Consider the following 24,245-nt stretch of genomic DNA (forward strand, 5'->3'; position numbering starts at 1 on the left):
CCATGGCTGACCTGACCCCGACCCCGGACCGACCCGGCCTCCACGTCAGCAAGCCGTCCCCGAACGCCCCGGCGACCGGCTCGGCGGTCTGCCACTGCGGCGCCACCGCTACCGCCACGGGCGACGCCCAGGTCAAGGCCCTGGTCGAGGGCTACACGGCAAACCACGGTGCCGCCCACCACGACGGGGGCAGGCGATGAACACACTCCCGGTCCTGGACCTCTTCGCCGGCCCCGGCGGCTGGTCCCAGGGATTACGCGCTCTCGGTATCCGGGAGATCGGCATCGAGATCGACCCGGCGGCCTGTGCCACTCGCGCCGCCGCCGGACACACCACGATCCGCGCCGATGTCGCCACGTACGCCACCGCACCGCTCCGCAGGAAGGTCTCCGGGCTGATCGCCTCCCCGCCCTGCCAGACCTTCAGCACCGCCGGACTGCGCGCTGGAAACGACGACATGGACCTGTGCCACCAAGCCCTCGACGACATCGCTCGCGGGAACGACACCCGCGCCACCCTGCGCGCCACCTGCGCCGACCCTCGTTCCCTGCTCGTCGTGGAGCCCCTGCGCTATGCCCTCGACCTGCGCCCCGAGTGGATCGCCCTGGAGGAAGTCCCCGCCGTGGTGCCCCTGTTCGAGCACACTGCCCACCTGCTGCACAGGATCGGATACTCGACGTGGGTCGGTGTCCTCAACAGCGCTGACTTCGGCCTGCCCCAGACGCGCCGCCGCGCCTTCCTGCTCGCCTCCCGCACCCGCCCGGCCCTGTCTCCGGAACCCACACACACCAACGTGCCGCAGTTCGACCTGTTCGGTGCGTGCCTCAGCCCGTGGGCGTCCATGGCCGACGCGCTGGATCTACCGCCTGGGATCAAGGTCAACACCCGTGGCGACCGCCCCACGGACAATAAGGGCCGAGCAGCCGGGGGCAACGAGTTCTCGGCCGACGGCCCGAGCAACGCGCTCACCGGCCGTAGCCGCTCCTGGAAACTCCGCTCCGGGCAAGGCTGGAAGCTGCCCGCTGGCCGCTCCGCAGGCAACGGCATCGCACGGTTCGAGCGTGCGATCAGCGAACCCTCTTTCACCATCACCGGCTCAGCGAACCGCTGTAAGTGGGTGAGGGACGGAGTCGAGGAACGCAACCTCGCACTGGCAGAAGCAGCGGTTCTCCAGTCATTCCCTGCCGACTACCCGTGGGCCGGCTCCCGCACCAAGCAGTTCGAGCAGATCGGCAATGCCGTTCCGCCCCTGCTCGCCACCGCCGCCCTGCGCCCCCTGCTGACCGCCGCGCTGGAGGCCGCCGCGTGAACACCACCGCCACTGCGGCGGGCCTGGACCCGGCCACCCTCACCGACCTGCTGAGGGTGGCCGGGTCTCCCGGCTTCGACCGCCTCACCGAACAACTTCGCCGCACCGGCGGCTGCTCCCAGCCCATCCACCTCACCGGCGCCACCAAGACCATCGACCGGGCAACTGGCACCCTGCTCCACCACTACACGACCGACAACGAGCCCGGCGGCCGGTTACGGATCGCCTGCGGCAACCGCCGCGCCTCCCGCTGCCCCGCCTGCGCCTGGACCTACGCCGGCGACACCTACCACCTCATCCGCGCCGGCCTCACCGGCGACCCCGACAAAGGCACCCCCCACACCATCCGCGACCATCCCCGCGTCTTTGCCACCCTCACCGCCCCCTCGTTCGGCCCGGTCCACAACCGCCCCGGCAACCGGCCCTGTCGTTGCGGCACCCACCACCCCGACAACGCCCCGGAACTCGGCACCCCCCTCGACCCCGACCGATACGACTACGCCGGCGCGGTGCTCTGGAACAACCACGCATCCGACCTCTGGCGCTACTTCACGATCTACCTCCGCCGCGAAATCGCCCGCCGTGCCGGCCTCACCCAGAAAGCCGCCCGCGAACAGTCCAAGGTCTCCTTCGGCAAGGTCGCCGAATACCAGAAACGCGGCGCCGTCCACTTCCACGCCGTGATCCGCTTCGACGGACCCGAAGGACCGGACACCCCGCCCCCGGCCTGGGCCACCCTCGACCTCCTGGAAGACGCGATCCGCGCCGCCGCCGCCCGCGCCGAAGTCACCGTTCCCGCGAACGAGGAAGCCGGCTTCCCCTCGGAATGGGTGCTGCGCTGGGGCACCCAGCTCGACGTCCAGCCCATCGGCGCCTTCGGCAACGGCGAAGACCTCACCGAACAGGCCGTGGCCTCCTACGTCGCCAAGTACGCCACCAAAGCCGCCGAAACGACCGGCACCGTGGACCACCGGATCGGAAACAAGGAAGCCCTCGTCCTCCTCGACGTGCCCGAGCACCCCCGCCGGCTGATCGAAGCATGCCTCGACCTCCACCACGCCTACCCGGACCGCAAGCTCCGCGACTGGGCCCACATGCTCGGCTTCCGCGGCCACTTCTCCACCAAATCCCGCGCCTACTCCACCACCCTCGGCGCCCTCCGCCAGGTCCGCGCCGACTACCGCGCCGCCGAACAACGCGCCGCCCTCGGCCTCCCCGACCCCGACGACCACCCCGAAGCGACGACACTCACGCTCGCGCACTGGGCCTACGCCGGAAACGGCCACACCCCCGGCGAATCGTGGCTCGCCGCCAACATCCACCGCGACATCCAACACAACCGCGAGACCGCACGCGAACACCGCGCCGAACTCATGGACCAACTCGCCCTGGAAGGAACCGACGCATGACCACCGCCACCGCCGAACTCCTGACCGTGCCCGAGGTCATGGCCCGACTGAAGCTCGGACGCTCCACCGTCTACGACCTGATCCGCTCCCGCCGGCTGGTCTCCATCACCATCGGCCGTTCCCGGCGCATCCCCGCCGACGCCGTACGGGACTTCATCGTCAACGCGATCGAGGAAGCCGCCTGATGCCTCCCCAGCGCAAGCGCAATCCCAACGGCGCGGGCACCATCACCAAGCGCAAGGACGGCCGCTATCAAGCCGCGGTCTACGTCCTCCAGCCGGACGGCACCCGCGCCCGCAAGTTCGCCTACGGCAAGACCTGGGCCGAGTGCGACACCAAGCGCCGTGACCTGCTCGCCAAGGTGGACCACGGCGTGCCCGTGCCCACGCGGTCGGCCAAGCTCTCCGAGTGGCTGCCCTACTGGTTGGAGAACATCGTCAAGCCGCGCCGCAAGCGGACGACCTACGCCAAGTACGAGACGCACATCCGCCTCTACCTCGTGCCCATGCTCGGCTCGAAGCGCCTCGAATCGTTGAGTGTCGCCGACGTCCGCCGCTTCCTCGGCCGTCTGGAACAGCAGACCACCGCCGCGACCGCCAAGGAATCCCATCGTGTCCTGCGTACCGCGCTGACGGCGGCCTGCCGGGAAGAACTCGTCATGCGGAACGTGGCAACCCTCGTGGAGCCGCCCTCGGCCGAAGCGCGAGACCTCTCCCCCTGGTCGCTGGACGAAACGCTGTCCTTCCTCACCGCGGCCCGGAAGGACCCGCTCTACGCGGGCTTCGTCCTCGCCATCGCGCTCGGCTTCCGCCGCGGTGAAATCGTCGGCCTCCGATGGGAAAACGTGGACCTCGACAAGCGGGAAATTCGAGTGCGTACTCAGCGACAGCGTGTCCGCGGCGAGGCGTACGAGGACGATCCCAAGGGGCGCCGCAGGAAACAGACGCTCCCCCTCCCCGCCCTGTGCGTCGCTCCGCTCCGATGGGAACGGCTGCGGCAGGCTGCTCGGCGTGAGGCTGCCGGTGATCAGTGGGAGGACACGGGATACGTCTTCACCACCCGAACTGGCCGGCCGATCGAACCGCGCAACCTGTACCGCTCGTTCACCCGCGTCGCCGCGACCGCCGGCCTTCGTGTGATCCGCCTGCACGATGCCCGGCACGGCTGCGCGACGCTGCTGACCGCCGCCGGCGTTCCGCCCCGCGTCGTGATGGAGATCCTGGGGCACAGTCAGATCGCGGTCACGATGAACATCTATGCCCACGTGGTCCAGGACACGCAGCGCGAGGCCGTGAGTCACCTCGACCGGATGTTGAAGCGGCAGCGTCCCGACCGTGGGTGATCGTGCCCGTTGATGTCAAAAGTGGATGTCAAAGACCCCCAGCCATGATCGGCTGGGGGTCTCTGTGCTGGTGGGCGCGGACGGTTTCGAACCGCCGACATCTGCTTTGTAAGAGCAGCGCTCTACCCCTGAGCTACGCACCCGTGGATGAGGCAACAGGTTACATGCCTCACGGCACATGTCGACAATCGGTTATCCCGGGGGCCGAAGCCTGCCCGAGTCCGGCCGAAGCCGGGCCGAACCGGATCGTAAGGCAGGCCGGGTGCCGGGTCGTGAGCCGGGCCGGAGCCCCGGTCGCACGGCCGCGTCGGCCCGGGGCGTACGGGGGCTACCCCCACCCCCAAGACGGTAGCCGACCGGATCGTCGGCGCGGCAGGGGCTGCATACCGTAGGGGCATCGCAAGAGGCATAACGCAGCGCCGGCCCAGGGGGACCTATCACCATGACCATCCGTAATCGCAGCGTTCTCGTGGCCATCGGGAGCACCGTTCTGCTCGTCGGGGCGCTCAGTGGGTGCGGGAGCACGGATGTGGAGGACGCGCCCGTTGAGCACAAGTCGTTCGCGTACGGCGGGAAGGCGCTGACCATCGACGCGGAGAACTCCACCGTGGTGGTCGTCCCCGCCGATGTGGACGAGGTCGAGGTGACCCGGCAGGTCGACGGCTGGGCCGTGCTCGGCAGCGGGCCGGACCCCGTGTGGAAGCTGGAGGGGGACACCCTCACGCTCCGGGTGAAGTGCAAGGCCATGATCAGCGACTGCGAGGGGCGGCACGAGGTGAAGGTGCCCCGGGGGCTCGCGCTCACCGTGGATGCCGACAACGGCAAGGTCACCGCCTCCAAGTTCACCACGCCGCTCAAGCTCTACTCGGACAACGGCGGGGTCGTCGTACGGGACGTCAGCGGCCCCCTGGAGCTGAAGAGCGACAACGGGTCCGTCCTGGCCGAGCGGATCTCGTCCGCGTCCGTGATCGCGCGGTCGGACAACGGGTCCGTGAAGCTCGGCCTCAGCAAGGCGCCGGATCTCGTAGACACCGTCAGTGACAACGGGCGCATCACCATCGACCTTCCCGCGGGCAAGACCCGGTACGCCGTGTCCGCGTCGGCCGACAACGGGCACGTCTCCGTGGACGTGCCGCGCAGCGAGGACAGCGCGCACGTCGTGAAGGCCCACAGCGACAACGGCGGTGTCTCCGTCCGGCACGCGGACTGACCTCCCCGCGCGGACAGCCTCCGGACGGACAGCCGCCACGCGGACAGCCGCCGCACGGACAGCCGCCGCCCCGCACGACGCCACATCCGCCACATCCGCCACATCCGTCACGCCTGTCATGCCCGTTACGTCTGTCACGCCCGTTACGTCACATGCCACCGCGCCACGTCACACAGCACCACCCCGCAACACCGAGTCACCGCGCCCAGCGCGAACCAACCGGCCCGTGTGTTCGTTATTACCTGGTGGGAGAATGTACCGGGGCAAGGCGAAACGGCACGGGAGAGGCATGTGACGGCAACACACGCGCAGCCGCAGGCGAGAGCGGGCGGGAGGGGTGTGGGTTCCGTCGTCGGAGCGCCCGGAGCAATCGGGACGCCCGGAGCGATCGGGGCGTACGCGCGGCGCGGGCGGCGCCGTTCGCTCGGGCGCGACGTACGTGACGTGTGTCTCCTCGTCCTCGCCCCGCTCCCCCTCCTCGCCGCCGCTCTTCCCCTCGCCGTCACCGGCGGGGGTACGCGGCGGTGGTTCGGGGGGCGTGGGGAAGGGCAGCGGGCCGAGGCGCAGGCGGCCAAGGATGCCGCCGCCGAGGCCTTCTACGAGCTCGACACCGCGCAGCGCGACCTGAAGATCTCCATCGAGACGATCACCGCGGTGGACAGCTCGCCGGCCGCCCGCAAGGCCGTCGACGACTTCGCCGCGCTCGGACAGCGCATCGACGAGGCCAGTCACGCCTACATCACCGCCGTCGACGCCCACGACCTCGACCGGGACGATCTCGACCCGTCCGTCGCCTCCCGGGCCCGGGCCGAGCTGTCCTCCGCCAAGGACCAGCTGGTGCGCGTCAAGGGCGACCTGGAGCGGTTCGCCGCCGGGCTCGGGCCCCTGCTCGGGAGCGCCGAGACCCAGCTCGCCCGGCTCGCCCCGGCCGTCGAGCGGGCGCGACAGGCGCTCCTCGCCGCGAGCAACGCGCTCGACGCGGTGCGGGCGTCCGGACTGCGCGCCGATGACCTCGCCGCCCGGCTCGCCGCCCTGGGCCCCGAGCTGACCAAGCTCAATCAGGGGGCCGGGCGCCACGGTGTGCCGGAGACCCTTCAGCGCGCCGACCAGGTGCTGCGCGACGCCGAGGCCGTACGGGCGGAGGCCGAGAAGCTGCCCGAGCGGGCCGCCGAGATCGATCGCCGGCTGGTGTCCCTGCGGACCAGGGCCCAGGCGCTGACCACCCGGTCCGCGTCCGTCGAGCCCGTGCTGAGCGAGCTGCGGCGGCGGTTCTCCGCCGCGTGCTGGCAGGACCTCCAGCCGGTTCCCGAGCAGGCAGCCGTCAATGTGCGCCGGGCCGAGGAGAAGCTCAAGGAGGCCGCCCGTGCCCGCGAGGAGCAGCGCTGGGCCGACGCCACCTCACGGCTGAGCACGGTGCGCGCCCTGCTCAACGCCACGGACGAGGCGGTGTCCGCCGCCGGTGACCGGCTGCACCGGCTCGACCTCGTGGCCAAGGACCCGCAGCAGGAGATCCAGCGGACCCGGTTCGCGATCCGTGACGCCCAGCGGCTGGCCATGGCCGGGCGCCACACCCCCGAGCCGCGCCATGCCCGCCCGCTGGACGACGCGGTGGCCCGCCTCGACCAGGCCATCACGGCTCTTGAGGGCCGCCACCCCGACTACTGGCACTTCCTCACGGTGACGGAGGGCCTGCGGCAGACGGCCGCCGACGTCGTCGCCGAGATCCGCGAAGAACGCGGGGCCGGAGCCAACTGACTTCGGCCCACTGCGGATAGCCTGGGCCCATGCCTCGTTACGAGTACCGCTGCCGCTCCTGCGGAGACACCTTCGAACTCAGCCGTCCGATGGCCGAGTCCGCCGACCCCGCCTCCTGCCCGGCCGGGCACGAGGACACCGTGAAGCTGCTCTCCACGGTCGCCGTGGGCGGATCGGGCAGTTCCGGTCCCGCGCCCTCGGCCGGCGGTGGCGGCGGCTGCTGCGGCGGGGGTTGCTGCGGCTGACCCAGGAATCCTGTGGCTGATGCTGATCCAGGACTGCCGCGGCTGATCCGGCCGCCCGGCAGGGCCCGCCGCCTCCCGGCGGCTACCGCTTGCGCGACAGTGTCAGGCCGTCCGCGACCGTCAGCAGCACGCTGTCCATGCGCGGGTCGGCCGACACGTGGTCGTTGAAGTCCTGGATGTCCTTCGCCGCGCCGGTGGCGTGCGGGTCGGTCACCCGGCCGTGGAACAGCACGTTGTCCGTGGCGATGACGCCGCCCTGCCGCAGCCGGGGCACCAGTTCCTCCCAGTACGCGATGTAGCCGCTCTTGTCCGCGTCCAGGTAGGCGAAGTCGATGTGGGGTTCCAGCGGCATCGCGCGCAGGGTGTCCAGGGCGGGGGCGATGCGCAGGTCGATGCGGTCGGCGACGCCTGCCTTCTCCCACGCCGCGCGGCCGTAGGCCGTCCACTCCTCCGAGATGTCGCAGGCGATCAGCCGGCCGTCGGCGGGCAGCGCCTGGGCCATCGCCAGGGCGGAGAAGCCGGTGAAGGTGCCGACTTCCACGATGTGCCGGGCGCCGGTCAGCCGGACGAGGAAGGCGAGCAGCGGGCCCTGTTCCTCGGCGGACTGCATGCCGGCCCGGTCGGGCAGCTCGGCGTAGGTGGTCTCCACGAGTTCGCGCTGTACGGCGTCGAGCGGCGGGTTGTGCGCCAGCGTGTACGCGTACAGCTCGTCCGTGATCCTGGTTTCGTTTCCCTTGGTCATCGCAGTACTCCCTGGTCGGCCGCGTGTCCCCCGGCGGGCGGGAACGGCGTGACTGTAGTCGTCAGTCGTCCGCCCCTGCCCGTACACGCGCGTTTCCACGGTGCGTCGCAAGGGGCCCCGCTCCTACGTCACCGGCTCGCCGCCCGCACGAAGCGGCGCAGGATCTCCTCGCCCGCGGCGACGCCGCGCTCAGCGGTCACCTCGATGTGCGGGGCGCTCCAGTCGGCGTCGGCGAGTTCGCCGTGGGCGGGGCGCCAGCCCCGGTCGGCGGCGAGCAGCAGGTCGGCGTCCAGGAGTGAGTCGCCGGCGGCGAGGGTGAGGGTGGTTCCGGTGCGGCGGGCGACCTCGCGCATGGCGGCGCTCTTGGTGAGCGGGCGCGGTACGGCGTAGATCTTGCGGCCCTGGAGCGATACGGACCAGCCGCGCGGCTCCGTCCAGGCGGCGAGTTCCTTCATCCAGTCCGGGGGGAGTTCGGCGCGGTCCACGACGAGGTAGGCGAACAGGTCCTCGGCGACCCGCTCCTTGAGCAGCCACGCGGGGTCGGCGGCGGCGACGAGATGGGCGCGGACCTCGGCGAGCGAGGCGCACTCGTCGGAGAGCCGGCGGGCCACCGTCCGCTGCCAGTCCCGGTCGGACTCGCCGTTCACCAGGATGTGGCCGCCGTTGGCGCAGATCGCGAACTCGGCGGGGGTGCCCGGGAGATGGATGCGGTGGTACTGCTCGCGGGTGCGGGTCGTGGTCGGTACGAAGACGGTGGACGCGGCGCCGGTCAGGTCGGCGAGCAGCCCGGCGGCCGTCTCGGTGAGGTACGAGAGGGGTTTGTGGTCGTACACCTCGACGCACAGCAGCCGGGGTGCCCGCGCGTCGTCCATGGTGAGCTGGAGGGCCGCCGCGGAGTAGATGAGGGTGCGGTCGAGGTCGCTGGCGATCAGGGTCACCGGGGAGGCGGTCACGCGGACTCCACCGCCTTGCCGTCGGCGCCGGTCGCCCCGCGCGTGTACTTGGGGTGGATCAGCCCGACGCAGGTGTACGGGAGCGCGTCGACCTCCTCGACGGGGACGCCGCGCTGCTCGGCCAGCAGCCTGATGTGCTCCAGGTCCGGGCCGGCGCCGCGCCGGGCGAGGATCTTCCACGGGACGCGGCGCAGCAGGACGCGGGTCGTCTCGCCGACGCCGGGCTTGACGAGGTTGACGTCGTGGATGCCGTACTCCTCGCTGATGCGTTCCACCGCGGCCCAGCCCTCCCAGGTCGGGGCCCGGTCCGCGGCCAGCAGCTCCTTCACCTCGGCGTCCACGGCGCCGGCGACCTCGTCGAAGCGCTCGGTGACCGTGTCGAGGAACAGGCCGGAGACGTCGGAGCCGGTGAGGTCGCGGTAGAACTTCGCGCCGTGGAAGTCGTGCGGCCCGACCAGGTCGGCGCGCAGGACGGTGCGGGAGATGAGCCCGGAGACCGTGGAGTTGAGGCAGGCGGAGGGGATGAGGAAGTCCTCGCGGGTGCCGTACGTACGCACGCAGCCGCCCGGGTCGGCCAGCACCGCGATCTCCGGGTTGAAGCCCTTCACCCCCTCGGACTCCTCGAACTCGGTGATCGCGGCGGCCAGTTCGCGGGTGATCGCGCCCTTGCCGGTCCAGCCGTCGACGAACACGATGTCGGCCGGGTCGTGGTGGGCGGCCAGCCAGCGCAGGGCGTTGGCGTCGATGCCGCGTCCGCGCACGATGGAGACGGCGTAGTGCGGCAGGTCGATGCCGTGCCGCACCCGGGCCCAGCGGCGCATCAGCACGCCGACCGGCGTACCGGCCCGCGCGAGCGAGACGAGCACCGGGCGCGGGCCGCGCTCGGCGAGGACCGTCTCGGTGACCGTGCCCACGGCGCGGGCGATCCGGGCGGCCGAGAGGTCCAGGGCGGCCTTGAACAGCTCCTGGTACTGGGCGGACGGCTGGTACTCGACGGGCAGCGACTCCGCGTAGTGCGCTCCCCCGCTCTGTATCGCCTCCTCGCGCTCCTCCGTGGGTGCTTCGAGGCGGGTGTCCGAGAGGTCCTGGAGCAGCCAGCCGACCTCGTCCGGCGCGTACGAGGAGAAGGCGGGGCCGCGAAGGGGCTCGGGCAGCAGCATGTGGGGGTCTTCCTGCCGTTCGGAGGCGGGCGGGAGGGCGGCGGCGGGCGGCCGCGGTACGTACGACGGGATCACCGCGAGCAGGACCTGCCCGGTGTGCGCGGCGAGCTGGTCCAGGAGGCCGCCCGGGGCGTGCAGCGCCGGGGTGTCGCCCGCCGAGTCGACCACGGCCACCACGGCGTCGAAGCCGGCGCCCGCCACGTTGTACGCGTAGCGCTCGCCGGGTCCGTCGGCCGGGTCGTCGTGGGCCGGGAAGACCAGCTGGGTGCGTATCGCATATCCCGGGTCGTCCACGGCCAGGACCGGGGAGCGGGTCGTCGTGGAGTAGTGGACCTCGGCGGCGGTGCGTGCCTCCAGGGCGGTGGCCAGGCGCAGCGGGGCGTACATCAGCTCCTCGAAGCCGAGGACCAGGACGCGGCGGGGTCCGTCGCCCAGGGCCTTCGCGACGTGGTCCGCCAGGGCGGGCAGGGCGGGTTCCAGGAGGGCGCGGTGGGCCCGGGTGAAGCCGTGCCGGCCGCCGTCGGGGACGCCTGCGGGCCAGGGGAGGTCGATGCGTGTGCGGGGCGTTCGCGAGGGCGGCTGCTCGACGGGGTCCCCGGCCGCTCGCAGCGCCTCCTGCCCGGCTATCAGCTCCTGCCCCTTCGCCAGGACGTCATCGGGGAGGCCGACCGTGCCCGTGCTGCGGACCACCAGGTCGACCCGGGCCCCGATCTCCGCGGCGAACTCGGCGAGCCGCCCCCGGTCGGCCGGGGAGCGCATGTCGACCAGGGCCACGATGACGTACCGGTCGCGGGGGTAGCGCTCGTGCAGCGCGCGGATCGTGTTGAGGACGGTGTTGCCGGTGGAGAACTCGTCGTCCACCAGCACGAGCGCCGCGTCCGGCGAGCCGTCCGGGCCGTGCCCGTCCGCCGCCAGCAGCCGCGGGTCCTGCGGGAGCAGCAGGTGCGAGGTGGCGTGCGAGTGGGACTCCTCGAAGCCGCCCGCCCGGGGCACGCCGGGCACGGGCCTGCGGGTCGAGTGGAGGTAGGGCGCGTCGCCGAGGCCGTCGGCGACACAGTGGCCGAGGCCGGTGGCCGTCTCCGCGTATCCGAGGACGACCGCCCGCCGTGCCCCCTCGTCGCCCAGCAGGGCCCGCACCCGGCGTCCGAGGTCGAATCCGGCGGCGTACACCACCGAGGGGTGCTGCGGCACGTGCTTGCCGAGCACCTGGGACACGAGCAGGTGCGCCCGCTTGGGGTTGCGCCGCAGGGCGAGGCCCAGCAGCTCGCGCAGCTCCGCGTCGCCCACCAGCTCGACGCCCAGTCGCTCCGCCACCCAGCTACCCGACCACACCACGTTCGCCGTCTCTTTCCACTCGCCCGTCCTACCCGGTGCCGCAGCCGGCGCCGGGGGTCCTTCTCCGATGGTCCCGCCGGCCGGGCTCACTCCGCGAGGCAGGCCGTCAGCAGGTCCACGAAACCGATGTCCTCACGGGCCACGCCGAAGACCTCCGCGCGCAGCAGCGTGCGCTCGGCCCAGGCCCGGTGCGGCTTCACCTCGTTCATCTTGTTCGTGTACGCGGAGCGCAGCACCCCGCCGCCGTTGCTCTCGGGCCGCAGGATGTCCTGGGCGTCGCTGAACTGCTCGTGGCTGACCACGGACAGCGCGTGCACGGGGGCGACGTGCGAGGGGTGGATGCAGGTCTTGCCGAGCAGGCCGTTGGCCCGGTCGAGCTCGATCTCGCGCAGGAGTCCGTCCAGGTCGTGCGCGATGAGCGCCGTGCGCAGTTCGTCGGCGCGGTTCTCCTGGAAGGGGCTGCGGCGCAGCTGCGGCTTGAACATGCGCTCCTGGCGGGGGAAGTACTCCCACACGGGGCCGGTGACCGTGAAGCCGGTCCCGTCGGCCCGGCCGAGGACGTTGATGACGTCGGCGATGACGTCGGCGACGATCCCCACGTCGTACGCCGTCATGTCGGGCGCGCGCCGCAGTCCGTAGGCGGAGCAGAAGTCGGTGACGCCGAGCCGCAGTGCGAGGATCCGGTCGCGGTGGGCGCCGACGGTCTCCGCGATGCCCTGGAGGGCGTCCCGGCGGGTCTCCAGGTGCAGCAGCTCGGGCGATTCGAGCACGGGCATGGCGAACAGCTGCCGTCCGGCGCATGCCTCGGCCTTGGTCAGGGCCTCCAGGAACGGCACGCCACGCTCGCGCGTGAACTTGGGGAACACGAACCCGGACAGCAGCCGGACGGACGTCCCGAGGCGGCGTACCAGGTCGGTGATCTGCTCCGGTTCGCGGACCCGGATGAACAGCAGCGGCAGATCGGCTCCGCGTGCGTCGAGGTCGGCGAACTGCCGGACGAGGTTCTCCTCGGCCCCGGCGACCTCGCAGTCCTCGATGGAGTCCTCCAGGCACAGCACCATGGAGACGACGCCGCGCCCGGCCAGTTTGACGATGTCGTCGGCGAGGCGGGGGCGGGTGGCGGGGCTGTAGAGCGTGGCGCCCAGAGCGGCGGAGAGGAGGGTACGCGGCGAGTCCGCGTCGAACACGCAGGGCTCCTGGAAGAACAGCCCGTCCTTCGCAGCAGCTGCAATATGCCCGAAATGACGCATGCAATTCCCCCCGTACTCTCTGACCGATCGGACAACGTGTGGCCGGTAATAGTACGTACGAGCGGGTGTCCGTGGTTCCCCGGCCGGATGAATTCGGGGTGGCTCACCCGTTTCGCGCGGGTTTCGAAGGGGCGGGAGCGGGTGATCGCCGCCTGCCACCGGGACACGGGTCCCGACCCCCGCGTTGTCCGCACAGGCCGCCAGCAGGCAGGATGACCGGCATGACGCACGCGATGGTGAAAGGCTCGAACGTCCCCCTCGACGCCATGGCCGTACGGGCCGTGCTGCGCTGGACGCCGGGCGCCGGGGTGCCCGATGTGGACGCCTCGGCCCTGCTGCTCGGTGCCGGCGGCCGCGTGCGCTCGGACGAGGACTTCGTCTTCTACAACCAGCCCCGCCATCCGTCCGGCCTGGTGCGCCGGCTGCCGAAGCGGAGCCTGCCCGAGGGCCTGACGGACACCATCGAGGCCGATCTGGGCGCGCTCGACCCCTCGGTCGACCAGGTGGTCATCGCCGCGTCGTCGGACGGGGCCGCCTTCGAGCACGTACGCGATCTGCGCATCCTCATCCACGACGCGGCGGCCGCGGCCGGCAGCGAGCCGCTGGCCGTGTTCGACGTGCGCGCGGAGACCGGCGAGGAGACCGCGATCATCTGCGGCGAGCTGTACCGGCGCGGGGACGGCTGGAAGTTCCGGGCCGTGGGGCAGGGCTACCCGACCGGGCTCATCGGCCTCGCGACCGCCTTCGGGATCTCGGTCGACGAGGGGGAGTCCGAGCCGGAGCCGCAGCCCGCGTCGCAGCCCCAGCCCCATCCGCGGCAGCCGCCGCAGCCGCAGTACCGGCCGGACCCGGTGCCGCCCGCGCCGCCGTTCCCGCCGGCGCCGGTCCCCGCGCCCGACTCGCAGGCGACGGTGCTGCACCAGCAGCCCTCGTACGGCTATCCGCAGACCGCCGCACCGGCTCCGCAGCCCGCGTACGGCTACCCCCAGCCGTCCTCCGCGCAGCCCGCCTACGGCTATCCGCAGCCCGCCCCGGCGGCCGCGCCCGCGCCCGACCCGAATTTCACGCTGCCCCCGCAGGGCCCGCAGTTCATACGGCCCTAGGGCCTGTCCGGCGGATCTTCGTGGATCAGCCCGCGGCGTCTGGTGCGTGCTCTCGGCGTGCGCCCGGATCGCCCCCGTACTGGACGTACTTGGGTGATTCGGGCGTGCGGCGAGAGTGCGTGCCAGGCGTCGTGGGCCCGCGAAGATCCGTCGGACAGGCCCTAGGTGCGGGACTTGTAGCCGCGCCCCCACTGCATGCCGAAGCCGTACATCCGGTCCAGCTCCGACTGGAAGCCGTACACGAACTTCACCTCGCGGCGCACGACCAGCTCGTCCTTGATGTTCTCCACCGTGAGCACCGCGCAGGAGCGGGCCTGCGGGGCGCGCTCGTCCAGCTCGATCTCGATGCGCGGCCCGTTGCCCGGGTAGAGCGTCACCTTGGCGTGCGTACGGTCGAAGGCCGGCGTCTGGTCGTAGATGTAGACGAAGACCATCAGCCGCTTGATGTTCTCGCGCTGGTCGAGGTTGACGTAGAGCGTCTCGCCCGAGGGCGCGCCGAAGCGGTCGTCGCCGCTGAGCCTGATGTAGGGCGGCCCGTTCAGATCGCCGAGCAGGTCGCCCAGCGGCTGCACCACGCCCTTGGTGCCGTCCGCCAGCTCGTACATGCAGCCCAGGTCCAGGTCGACGTTGACCACGCCCTGGGTGTGCGCCTGGACGGGCTCGGGCTGGAAGAGCTTCAGGGGGTGTAGCAGCCGGCTGCTCTGGCGGGAGCGGCCCTCGATGTCGGAGGTGCGCATCCGCCAGGAGAGGTTGACCCGGAGGTTGCCGCTGAGCGCGCCCTGCTTGGTCAGCGAGACCGTGGCGCGGCGCCGGGTGAGCACGATGGAGTTGCTGGCCGCGTTGCCCGACTCGAACTGTGATTCCCGCCCCGGCCACAGGTTGTCCCAGAACGCCATCCCGACCCCCACCTCTCGGTCCTGCTCCAGTCGTCGCACGCGGCGCACGCGACGCACGCACCGCTGCGGGGCGGCTCCGGGCCGGTCCCGGGCATGACCCCGGGCCGCCACCTTACGAGCCGCCCCGCAGAGAGCGTTCCCTCAATTGCTACCGGGTCACACCCCGGCGGTGACTTCGCTCCGCCCCTCCTCGGCCTCCAGCGCCTTGTTGCGGCGGACCGAGGACCAGAAGGACCAGGCGATCAGGACGACGCCGACGAGACCGGTGATGATCTCGTTGATCTCGTACTTGATGGTGACGAGCAGGATGACCGCCAGCGCGCCGATCGCGTAGTGCGCGCCGTGCTCCAGGTACACGTAGTCGTCCAGGGTGCCCTGGCGGACCAGGTAGACCGTGAGCGAACGGACGTACATGGCGCCGATGCCGAGGCCGAGCGCCATCAGCACGATCTCGTTGGTGATGGCGAAGGCGCCGATCACGCCGTCGAACGAGAAGGACGCGTCGAGCACTTCCAGGTAGAGGAACATGAAGAACGCGGCCTTGCCGGTGAGGGCGATCGCGGAGATCTTCTTGCCGCTCCGCTTGGCCTCTTCCTCCTCCTCGTGCTCGCGTTCCTCCTCCTCATCGAGCTTGTCCTCGAAGTAGCCGGAGAGCCCGCCGACGATGAGATACGTGATCAGACCCGCGATGCCGGAGAGCAGGACGGTCTCCGCCTTGTCCACGTGCCCGCCGCCGTGCTGGTGCGCGCTGGTGGCGAAGGTCATGGCCGAGATCAGCAGGACGATGAGCGCGATGCAGACCGACAGCATGTCGACCTTGCCGAGCTTGGCGAGCGGGCGCTCAATCCAGCGCAGCCACTGGATGTCACGGTCCTCGAAGATGAAGTCGAGGAAGATCATGAGCAGGAACATGCCACCGAAGGCGGCGATCGCCGGGTGGGCGTCCGTGACCAGTTCCTTGTAGCGGTCCGCGTCGTTGAAGGAGAGATCGATGGCGTCGATCGGGTTCAGACTGGCGGTGATGGCCACGATCACGACGGGGAAGACCAGCCGCATACCGAAGACCGCGATCAGCACACCGATCGTGAGGAAGATCTTCTGCCAGAAGGCAGACATCTTCTTCAGAATTCCGGCGTTGACCACCGCGTTGTCGAACGACAGCGAGATCTCCAGGACGGATAGGATCGCCACCACTCCGAAGGCTTCCCACCCCCCGTAGAACCACGCGGCCACGAGGCCGATCGCGGTGATCGCGAGCGACCACCCGAAGGTTTTCAGAAGCACTGGCTACCCCATCATGTATGTAACGGGTCTCCCCCGAGGTGTACGGGGCTCCCCCGCGCCGTGCGCGGCTTTACGAAACGTTGACCCCGAAGTCTAGAGCGATGCCCCGCAGCCCTGACGCGTACCCCTGACCAACTGCACGGAACTTCCACTCGCCGTTGTAGCGGTAGAGCTCGCCGAAGATCATCGCGGTCTCCGTCGAGGCGTCCTCGGTGAGGTCGTAACGCGCGAGTTCCTGGCCGTCCGCCTGATTGACGACGCGGATGAACGCATTGCTGACCTGGCCGAATGTCTGACCGCGGTTGTCGGCCTCGTGAATGGAGACCGGGAAGACGATCTTGTCGCAATGGGCCGGCACCTGCGTGAGGTTCACGATGATCGACTCGTCGTCGCCCTCGCCCTCACCCGTGAGGTTGTCACCGGTGTGCTCCACGGAACCGTCGGGGCTCGTGAGGTTGTTGTAGAACACGAACCACTCGTCGCCGAGCACCCGGCCCGACTGGCACAGCAGCGCGCTGGCGTCGAGGTCGAAATCCGCGCCGGTCGTGGATCGTGCGTCCCAGCCGAGCCCGACCAGCACCTGGGTGAGATTGGGTGCGGCCTTGGAGAGGGAGACATTGCCTCCCTTGGCGAGCGTGACGCCCATGGTGTGTCCTCCCCGAGTCGATGAACCGTGTGATGAGCGCGTCCGGCGCCGCACGTCGTGCGGCGCCGGACGGAGAAACGCTGATGCCGGGGCCGTGCGGCCCCGGGCAGCTGCCTAGACGTTGACGCCGAAGTCCTGCGCGATGCCGCGCAGGCCGGAGGCGTAGCCCTGGCCGATGGCACGGAACTTCCACTCCGCGCCGTTGCGGTACAGCTCGCCGAAGACCATGGCGGTCTCCGTCGAGGCGTCCTCGGACAGGTCGTAGCGGGCGAGCTCGCTGTTGTCGGCCTGGTTGACGACGCGGATGTACGCGTTGCGCACCTGGCCGAAGCTCTGCTGGCGGGTCTCGGCCTCGTAGATCGAGACCGGGAAGACGATCTTGTCGACGTCGGCCGGAACAGTGGCCAGGTTGACGTTGATGACCTCGTCGTCGCCCTCGCCCTCACCGGTGAGGTTGTCACCGGTGTGCTCGACGGAGCCGTCGGGGCTCTTGAGGTTGTTGAAGAAGACGAAGTTGCCATCGTTGGCGACCTTGCCCTCGGCGTTCGTCAGCAGGGCGCTGGCGTCGAGGTCGAAGTCCCCGCCGGTGGTGGTACGGGCGTCCCAGCCCAGACCCACGATGACCGCGGTCAGGTTGGGCGCGGCCTTGGTCAGCGAGACGTTGCCGCCCTTGCTGAGGCTGACTCCCACGAGTCCTCCCATTGGTTTCTTGGGGGCCGGCCGGTGCCGGCGCCTCCACGTCGTGTTGGCATCGGATCAACGAGTGGATCCTAGTGACCGGTTCCCGGCCTGAGCAGGCTTTCGGGCCGGGGTCCCGCCGGATGATCCACCCGAAGCCGGATCAGAGGGCGCCGAGCGCCTTGATGTAGTCGTTGAGGTCGCGCGCGTCGGGCAGGCCGTTGACGACCGTCCAGCGCACCACGCCCTCCTTGTCGATGATGAAGGTGCCGCGCACCGCGCAGCCCTTGTCCTCGTCGAAGACCCCGTAGGCCCGCGAGGTCTCGCCGTGCGGCCAGAAGTCGGACAGGAGCGGGTACTCCAGGCCCTCCTGCTCGGCGAAGACGCGCAGGGTGTGGATGGAGTCGTTGGAGACGGCCAGCAGCTGCGTGTCGTCGTTCTCGAACGTGGGCAGCTCGTCGCGGAGCGCGCACAGCTCGCCCGTGCAGACGCCGGTGAAGGCGAACGGGTAGAACAGCAGCACCACGTTCTTCCCGCCACGGAAATCGGAGAGCTTCACGGTCCGGCCGTGGTTGTCCTTCAGCTCGAAATCCGGGGCCTTGGTGCCGACCTCGATCGCCATGAAACGCGTCCCTTCGCTACGTCCGCCGGGCTGGGCTGTCCGGGTGACCCCCACCCTACGCAGAGGGCGCGGGCGGCCGTGCGGCACCCGTGAAAGCTTCCCGGGGACACGCGGCTGGGGCCTGTCGGCGCGGGGACGGGTGTACGAAGGCCCCCGGCCGGCTCGATGCCTGTCGGGGGCCTTCAGGGATGAAGGGGGTCAGCGCTTGGCTTTCGCCGCTTTCGGCGTCCCGAGCCGGCTTCCCGACCAGTCCTTGCCCGCGTTGACACTCTTGGTCTGGGCGAGACCGGCGGTCTGGGCGGCCTCGTTGATGTCGCTCGGCTCGACGTATCCGTCACGGCCGGTCTTCGGGGTCATCAGCCAGACAACGCCGCCGTCCTCGAGCAGACCGATGGCATCCACCAGCGCGTCCGTAAGGTCGCCGTCCTCGTCGCGGAACCAGAGCAGAACGACGTCCGCGACGTCGTCGTACTCCTCATCGACGAGTTCCTGGCCGATAGTGGCCTCAATGCCCTCACGGAGCTCCAGCTCGACGTCGTCGTCGTAGCCGATCTCCTGGACCACCTGTCCGGGCTCGAACCCCAGGCGTACCGCCGGGTTGGTCCGCTCCTCCGCGTGGTCCGCGGTCGCGCTCACGGGTTGCCTCCTGATCATGTTTCGGAAAATGCTTCAGCCACGCGCGTGCGCGGGGCGTTGGCCGTAGTCCACACGGGAGCGGCGGATCGCGCAAGTACCCAGCGTACGAGACCGCCTAAACGGTGACGTTTCGTACCACGTCGCCGTCATGCCGACGGCCCCCTGCGGGAGCCCACGTCCTCCTCCGTTCCCTTTACGTCCTTGGACAGCTTATGCCGTTTCGGTCCGGCATTCGGAGCCGAGCAGCATTTGGGAACACTTGGACGCCTTGGGCGTATGGTTGCGGTTCGGCCCGGACCATCCTGCCTGCCCCATCCTGTCCGACACCATCTGCCTGCACCGATACCCAGTCCGCGGCCATCCATCCGTCCCGGCGCGGACGGGTCGGGACGCGTCGGCGGTTACCTCTCGGTAGAGATGACGTACGCGTTCCAGCGGTACACGATGGGGTTGGCGTACACATTCCTCATGTCCGGGGGCGGACTCCCGTAACAGGCCCCGAAGCGTAGTACCGAACAGCGAAGGAACAGCGTGGCTTCCGGATCCGATCGCAACCCGATCATCATTGGCGGCCTTCCGAGTCAGGTCCCGGACTTCGATCCCGAAGAGACCCAGGAATGGCTCGACTCCCTCGACGCCGCCGTCGACGAGCGAGGCCGTGAGCGGGCCCGCTACCTCATGCTCCGGCTGATCGAGCGCGCGCGCGAGAAGCGTGTCGCCGTGCCGGAGATGCGCAGCACGGACTACGTGAACACGATCGCCACGAAGGACGAGCCGTTCTTCCCCGGCGACGAGGAGACCGAACGCAAGATCCTGAACGCGACCCGCTGGAACGCGGCCGTGATGGTCTCGCGTGCCCAGCGTCCGGGGATCGGCGTCGGCGGGCACATCGCCACGTTCGCCTCCTCCGCCTCGCTGTACGACGTCGGTTTCAACCACTTCTTCCGCGGCAAGGACGACGGTCTGGGCGGTGACCAGATCTTCTTCCAGGGGCACGCCTCCCCCGGGATCTACGCCCGCGCGTTCCTGCTGGACCGGCTGAGCGAGGCGCAGCTCGACGCGTTCCGCCAGGAGAAGTCGAAGGCGCCGAACGGGCTGTCCAGCTACCCGCACCCGCGGCTGATGCCGGACTTCTGGGAGTTCCCGACGGTGTCGATGGGTCTCGGCCCGCTCGGCGCGATCTACCAGGCGCGGATGAACCGCTACATGGAGGCGCGCGGCCTCGCCGACACGTCGAACTCCCATGTGTGGGCCTACCTCGGCGACGGCGAGATGGACGAGCCTGAGTCGCTGGGCCAGCTGTCCATCGCCGCCCGCGAGGGCCTGGACAACCTGACCTTCGTCGTCAACTGCAACCTCCAGCGCCTCGACGGCCCGGTGCGCGGCAACGGCAAGGTCATCCAGGAACTGGAGTCGCAGTTCCGGGGTGCCGGGTGGAACGTCATCAAGCTGGTCTGGGACCGCTCCTGGGACCCGCTGCTGGCGCAGGACCGCACGGGCATCCTGGTCAACAAGCTGAACACGACGCCGGACGGGCAGTTCCAGACGTACGCGACGGAGACGGGCGCGTACATCAGGGAGCACTTCTTCGGTGACGATCAGCGGCTGCGCGAGATGGTCAAGGACATGACCGACCAGCAGATCCTGCACCTGGGCCGCGGCGGTCACGACCACCGCAAGGTCTACGCGGCGTACGCGGCGGCCAAGGCCCACAAGGGCCAGCCGACGGTGATCCTCGCGCAGACGGTCAAGGGCTGGACCCTCGGGCCGAACTTCGAGGGCCGCAACGCGACCCACCAGATGAAGAAGCTGACCGCCGAGGACCTGAAGCGGTTCCGGGACCGGCTGCACATCCCGATCGCGGACAAGGACCTGGAGGACGGCAACCCGCCGTACTACCACCCGGGCCGCGACTCGGAGGAGATCCAGTACATGCACGACCGCCGCAAGGGCCTGGGCGGCTACGTCCCGACCCGTGTGGTGCGCGCGAAGCCGCTGGAGCTGCCCGGGGACAAGACGTACGCGACGGCGAAGAAGGGTTCGGGTCAGCAGTCGATCGCCACCACCATGGCGTTCGTCCGCATCCTGAAGGACCTCATGCGGGACAAGGAGATCGGCAAGCGCTTCGTGCTGATCGCGCCCGATGAGTACCGCACCTTCGGCATGGACGCGTTCTTCCCGAGCGCGAAGATCTACAACCCGCTGGGGCAGCAGTACGAGTCGGTCGACCGCGATCTGCTGCTCGCGTACAAGGAGTCGCCGACCGGGCAGATGCTGCACGACGGCATCTCGGAGGCGGGCTGCACGGCCTCGCTGATCGCCGCGGGTTCGGCGTACGCGACGCACGGCGAGCCGCTGATCCCGGTGTACGTCTTCTACTCGATGTTCGGGTTCCAGCGCACGGGTGACCAGTTCTGGCAGATGGCCGACCAGCTCGCGCGCGGTTTCGTGCTGGGCGCCACCGCCGGCCGTACGACGCTGACCGGTGAGGGTCTCCAGCACGCCGACGGGCACTCGCAGCTGCTGGCCTCGACCAACCCGGGCTGTGTGGCGTACGACCCGGCCTTCGGGTACGAGATCGCGCACATCGTCAAGGACGGTCTGCGCCGGATGTACGGCGGGACCCCCGAGGAGAACGAGGACGTCTTCTACTACCTCACCGTCTACAACGAGCCGATCCAGCACCCGGCCGAGCCCGCCGATGTGGACGTCGAGGGCATCCTGAAGGGCGTCTACCGCTACAGCAGCGGCGAGAAGGGCGAGATCCCCGCCCAGATCATGGCGTCCGGTGTGGCGGTCCCCTGGGCCGTCGAGGCGCAGCGCATCCTCGCCGACGAGTGGAATGTGAAGGCGGACGTCTGGTCGGCGACCTCCTGGAACGAGCTGCGGCGCGAGGCCGTGGACGTGGAGCGGTACAACCTGCTGCACCCGGAGGAGGAGCAGCGCGTGCCGTATGTGACGCGCAAGCTCTCCGGGGCCCAGGGGCCGTTCGTGGCGGTGTCGGACTGGATGCGCTCGGTGCCGGACCAGATCGCGCGCTGGGTGCCCGGTGCGTACCAGTCGCTGGGTGCGGACGGGTTCGGTTTCGCGGACACGCGGGGTGCGGCCCGGCGGTTCTTCCACATCGACGCGCAGTCGATCGTGCTCGCGGTGCTGACCGAGCTGGCGAAGGACGGGAAGGTCGACCGTTCGGTGCTGAAGACGGCGGTCGACCGCTACGAGCTGCTGGATGTGGCCTCGGCCGATCCGGGGGCCGCGGGCGGCGACGCGTAACACCGTGACCGGTGCGGGGCGGCGGTGCCCGGAAGGGTGCCGCCGCCCCGCGGCGTGTCCGGGGCCGGTCAGTTCTCCCAGACCTTGAAGGCGCGGACCTGGTACGGGGAGCGGGGCAGCCAGGTGCCGCCGCCCGGGTACGTCTCGAACTCTCCGGTCTCCGCGCATGTGGCGGACTGGTAGGTGGTGACGGGCCTGCCCGTGCGGTTGGCGAGGGCCTGGGCGGTGGTGCCGGTCTTCAGCGGCACGCAGCTCTCGATGTCGATCGTGGACAGCTCGTGGATCTGCCGGGCGCCGGTGAAGTCGGGCCTGGCCCAGAGGCAGAGCTGCCCGCTCGCGCAGTTGCCGAGCCCGACGGGCGCGGTGGCCGGGGCCACGGACGCGGCGGATCGGGCGGGCGCGGCGGTGGCGCGGGCCGGCGGGGACGAGAACAGCGCCGTCAGAACGAGCAGCGCGGCGGCCAGGGCGGCCGCGAGAGTGGTCGTACGCATGCGAGATGAACCCCCGTGGTGATGGAACTGCTGAGTGGAGCGTCCACCGATGTGGATCTTCCACCACCAACCCTGAATGATTACTCTGCGTAACCGGAAGGGTTCGGGGCCGGGTTCATCCTGACAGGTGACAGCCCCGCCGGATCGGTCCGGCGGGGCTGTTGGACGCGCTGTGCTGACGCGAACGGCGTGACGGGAACCTCGCGTGACGGGAACGTCAGATGTGGCCGGCTCCCGCGCCCGCCTCCGCGTTCTCGCCGCGCTTGGTCAGCGTGGCGACGAGGGCGGCGATCACCGCGACGATGCCCGCGACCATGAACGCCGTGCTCATCCCGGAGACGAACGTGTCGTGGGCGACGCCCGCGATCTTGCCGACGAGCTCCGGCGGGGTCTCCTCGTTGACCGGCGGCATGCCGACCTTGATCGCGGAGGACGCCTCGCCGAGACCTTCGGGCGACAGCGGCGGAAGCTTCGCCGCCTTCCAGTTGTCCGCCAGCTCGGCGTCGACGCGGGAGGCCATGATCGCGCCGAGCACCGCCGTACCGAGGCTGCCACCGACCTGCATGGCGGCCTGCTGGAGGCCACCGGCGACGCCGGAGAGCTCCATGGGGGCGTTGCCGACGATGACCTCGGTGGCGCCGACCATGACGGGGGCGAGGCCGAGGCCGAGCAGGGCGAACCAGACGGACATGGTCAGCGTGCCCGTGCCGACCGTCAGCTGGGACATGCCGAACATGGCGACGGCGGTGCAGACCATGCCGCCCACCAGCGGGACGCGCGGGCCGAACTTGGTGATCAGGGCGCCCGCCAGCGGCGAGGCGACGATCATCATCGCGGTCAGCGGCAGCAGGTGCAGGCCCGCGTCCACGGCCTTCATGCCGTGCACGTTCTGCAGGTAGAAGGTGACGAAGAACAGGCCGCCCATGAAGGCGAAGGCCATCAGCACCATCAGGACCGTGCCCGCGGAGAGCGGGACGGAGCGGAACATCGCCAGCGGGACCAGCGGCTCCTTGACGCGCTGTTCGACCAGGGCGAACGCGAGGAACAGGACGACGGCGCCGACCAGGAAGCCGATGGTCTGGGTGTCGCCCCAGCCCCACTCGGCGCCCTTGATGAGGGCCCAGATCAGGCAGAACATCGCACCGGACAGCAGCACGATGCCGGCGATGTCGAAGGAGCGCGGGGCGTTCTCGGCGCGGTGGTCCTTGAGGATCAGGATGCCGAGCACCAGGGCGATCACGCCGACCGGCACGTTGATGAAGAAGACGGACTGCCAGCTGACGTGCTCCACGAGCACGCCACCGAGGATCGGGCCGCCCGCGGTCGAGGCGCCGATCACCATGCCCCAGATGCCGATCGCCATGTTCAGCTTCTCGGCCGGGAAGGTGGCGCGCAGCAGGCCGAGCGCGGCCGGCATGAGCAGCGCGCCGAAGAGGCCCTGGAGCACCCGGAAGATGATGACGAAGGCGACGCTGCTGGAGAGCCCGATGGCCCCCGACGCGGCGGCGAAGCCCACGACGCCTATGAGGAAGGTCTGCCGGTGGCCGAACCGGTCACCAAGCTTGCCCGCGGTGATCAGGGAGACCGCGAGGGCGAGCATGTAGCCGTTGGTGATCCACTGGACGTCGGCGAGCGAGGCGCCGAGGTCCTGCTGGATGGCGGGGTTGGCGATCGCGACGATCGTGCCGTCGAGCGCGACCATCATCACGCCGATGGCCACGGAGAACAGCGTCAGCCAGGGGTGGCCGCGCAGCCCCTTGGCAGATGCGGGACCGACAGGGTCCTGAGGGTCCCGCGGTGCCTTTTCGACGGTGGTCTGACTAGTCATACGCGGGAGATTAGTGTCAGTCACTGACAGTTGACAAACCAATTCACAAGTCGGTAACTGTCACGTAGCTCACAGGTA

Annotated in this window: 22 protein-coding genes and 1 tRNA gene; 10 read left to right on the plus strand and 13 right to left on the minus strand. The window is 70.2% G+C overall.

Annotated elements, in window-relative coordinates:
• Positions 1-2 precede the first annotated feature (2 nt).
• From P8A18_RS09145 to P8A18_RS09165, 5 genes are read left to right on the plus strand one after another with little or no spacing between them, the layout of a single operon-like run.
• A complete protein-coding gene (locus tag P8A18_RS09145) occupies positions 3-200 on the plus strand; it encodes a hypothetical protein (protein ID WP_306053346.1) in 198 nt (65 codons plus the stop codon).
• Positions 197-1,309 (plus strand): DNA cytosine methyltransferase, encoded by a 1,113-nt coding sequence (locus P8A18_RS09150; RefSeq protein ID WP_306053348.1) that lies wholly within the window; start codon positions 197-199, stop codon positions 1,307-1,309. The genes P8A18_RS09145 and P8A18_RS09150 overlap by 4 nt, the downstream gene beginning before the upstream one ends.
• Positions 1,306-2,718 (plus strand): replication initiator protein RepSA, encoded by a 1,413-nt coding sequence (gene repSA, locus P8A18_RS09155; RefSeq protein ID WP_306053350.1) that lies wholly within the window; start codon positions 1,306-1,308, stop codon positions 2,716-2,718. Before P8A18_RS09150 ends, repSA begins: the two co-directional genes overlap by 4 nt.
• A complete protein-coding gene (locus tag P8A18_RS09160; RefSeq protein WP_306053351.1) occupies positions 2,715-2,903 on the plus strand; it encodes a helix-turn-helix domain-containing protein in 189 nt (62 codons plus the stop codon). The genes repSA and P8A18_RS09160 overlap by 4 nt, the downstream gene beginning before the upstream one ends.
• Positions 2,903-4,060, plus strand: a complete 1,158-nt coding sequence (locus P8A18_RS09165; RefSeq protein WP_306053353.1) for a tyrosine-type recombinase/integrase — start codon at positions 2,903-2,905, stop codon at positions 4,058-4,060. The genes P8A18_RS09160 and P8A18_RS09165 overlap by 1 nt, the downstream gene beginning before the upstream one ends.
• Positions 4,061-4,128: 68 nt before the next feature.
• Here P8A18_RS09165 and P8A18_RS09170 read toward each other — a convergent pair.
• Positions 4,129-4,203 (minus strand) — tRNA-Val (locus P8A18_RS09170).
• A gap of 299 nt (positions 4,204-4,502) precedes the next feature.
• On the opposite strand from P8A18_RS09170, the gene P8A18_RS09175 reads away from it, so the two are divergent.
• The 3 genes from P8A18_RS09175 to P8A18_RS09185 all read left to right on the plus strand — a co-directional run bounded on the left by P8A18_RS09175 (position 4,503) and on the right by P8A18_RS09185 (position 7,270).
• On the plus strand, positions 4,503-5,270 hold the full coding sequence (locus tag P8A18_RS09175) for a DUF4097 family beta strand repeat-containing protein (RefSeq protein WP_306053354.1): 768 nt from the start codon (positions 4,503-4,505) through the stop codon (positions 5,268-5,270).
• Positions 5,271-5,561: 291 nt separating this feature from the next.
• Positions 5,562-7,025, plus strand: a complete 1,464-nt coding sequence (locus tag P8A18_RS09180; RefSeq protein WP_371933649.1) for a hypothetical protein — start codon at positions 5,562-5,564, stop codon at positions 7,023-7,025.
• 29 nt (positions 7,026-7,054) lie between these two features.
• Entirely contained in the window at positions 7,055-7,270 is a 216-nt protein-coding gene (locus P8A18_RS09185; protein ID WP_018556436.1) for an FmdB family zinc ribbon protein, read from the plus strand.
• Between the two features lie 82 nt (positions 7,271-7,352).
• Here P8A18_RS09185 and P8A18_RS09190 read toward each other — a convergent pair whose 3' ends face one another.
• The 4 genes from P8A18_RS09190 to P8A18_RS09205 form a co-directional block, all read right to left on the minus strand.
• Complete coding sequence (locus P8A18_RS09190) at positions 7,353-8,012, minus strand: O-methyltransferase (RefSeq protein ID WP_306053355.1); 660 nt, start codon at positions 8,010-8,012, stop codon at positions 7,353-7,355.
• A 128-nt stretch (positions 8,013-8,140) separates the two neighbouring features.
• A complete protein-coding gene (locus P8A18_RS09195) occupies positions 8,141-8,965 on the minus strand; it encodes an HAD family hydrolase (protein WP_306053356.1) in 825 nt (274 codons plus the stop codon).
• Complete coding sequence (locus P8A18_RS09200) at positions 8,962-11,439, minus strand: phosphoribosyltransferase (protein WP_306053357.1); 2,478 nt, start codon at positions 11,437-11,439, stop codon at positions 8,962-8,964. Before P8A18_RS09200 ends, P8A18_RS09195 begins: the two co-directional genes overlap by 4 nt.
• A gap of 107 nt (positions 11,440-11,546) precedes the next feature.
• Entirely contained in the window at positions 11,547-12,710 is a 1,164-nt protein-coding gene (locus tag P8A18_RS09205) for an HpcH/HpaI aldolase/citrate lyase family protein (RefSeq protein WP_306053358.1), read from the minus strand.
• A 221-nt stretch (positions 12,711-12,931) separates the two neighbouring features.
• Between P8A18_RS09205 and P8A18_RS09210 the strand changes: the two genes are divergently transcribed.
• Entirely contained in the window at positions 12,932-13,813 is an 882-nt protein-coding gene (locus tag P8A18_RS09210) for a TerD family protein (protein WP_306053360.1), read from the plus strand.
• Positions 13,814-13,974: 161 nt separating this feature from the next.
• Here P8A18_RS09210 and P8A18_RS09215 read toward each other — a convergent pair whose 3' ends face one another.
• The 6 genes from P8A18_RS09215 to P8A18_RS09240 all read right to left on the minus strand — a co-directional run bounded on the left by P8A18_RS09215 (position 13,975) and on the right by P8A18_RS09240 (position 18,575).
• Positions 13,975-14,709, minus strand: a complete 735-nt coding sequence (locus P8A18_RS09215) for a TerD family protein (protein ID WP_306060780.1) — start codon at positions 14,707-14,709, stop codon at positions 13,975-13,977.
• Between the two features lie 156 nt (positions 14,710-14,865).
• Complete coding sequence (locus P8A18_RS09220) at positions 14,866-15,993, minus strand: DUF475 domain-containing protein (RefSeq protein ID WP_306053361.1); 1,128 nt, start codon at positions 15,991-15,993, stop codon at positions 14,866-14,868.
• Positions 15,994-16,063: 70 nt separating this feature from the next.
• Positions 16,064-16,639: a TerD family protein gene (locus P8A18_RS09225; protein WP_018103347.1), complete on the minus strand. Its 576-nt coding sequence runs from the start codon at positions 16,637-16,639 to the stop codon at positions 16,064-16,066.
• A gap of 114 nt (positions 16,640-16,753) precedes the next feature.
• Positions 16,754-17,329, minus strand: a complete 576-nt coding sequence (locus tag P8A18_RS09230) for a TerD family protein (protein ID WP_026171553.1) — start codon at positions 17,327-17,329, stop codon at positions 16,754-16,756.
• A 151-nt stretch (positions 17,330-17,480) separates the two neighbouring features.
• Entirely contained in the window at positions 17,481-17,939 is a 459-nt protein-coding gene (locus P8A18_RS09235; protein WP_306053364.1) for a peroxiredoxin, read from the minus strand.
• Positions 17,940-18,137: 198 nt separating this feature from the next.
• Positions 18,138-18,575, minus strand: coding sequence for a DUF3052 domain-containing protein (locus P8A18_RS09240; protein ID WP_306053366.1), 438 nt, complete (start codon positions 18,573-18,575; stop codon positions 18,138-18,140).
• A 531-nt stretch (positions 18,576-19,106) separates the two neighbouring features.
• Here P8A18_RS09240 and aceE point away from each other — a divergent pair.
• Positions 19,107-21,848: a pyruvate dehydrogenase (acetyl-transferring), homodimeric type gene (aceE, locus tag P8A18_RS09245; protein ID WP_306053367.1), complete on the plus strand. Its 2,742-nt coding sequence runs from the start codon at positions 19,107-19,109 to the stop codon at positions 21,846-21,848.
• Between the two features lie 68 nt (positions 21,849-21,916).
• On the opposite strand, the gene P8A18_RS09250 is transcribed toward aceE, so the two are convergent.
• Positions 21,917-22,339 (minus strand): peptidase inhibitor family I36 protein, encoded by a 423-nt coding sequence (locus P8A18_RS09250; protein WP_306053368.1) that lies wholly within the window; start codon positions 22,337-22,339, stop codon positions 21,917-21,919.
• Between the two features lie 217 nt (positions 22,340-22,556).
• The gene (locus P8A18_RS09255) at positions 22,557-24,167 is read right to left on the minus strand and encodes an MFS transporter (protein ID WP_306053369.1); all 1,611 of its coding nucleotides are present in this window, start codon (positions 24,165-24,167) and stop codon (positions 22,557-22,559) included.
• Between the last annotated feature and the right edge of the window lie 78 nt (positions 24,168-24,245).

Origin of the sequence: Streptomyces sp. Mut1 (assembly GCF_030719295.1) — a bacterium.
GTDB lineage: Bacteria > Actinomycetota > Actinomycetes > Streptomycetales > Streptomycetaceae > Streptomyces > Streptomyces castrisilvae.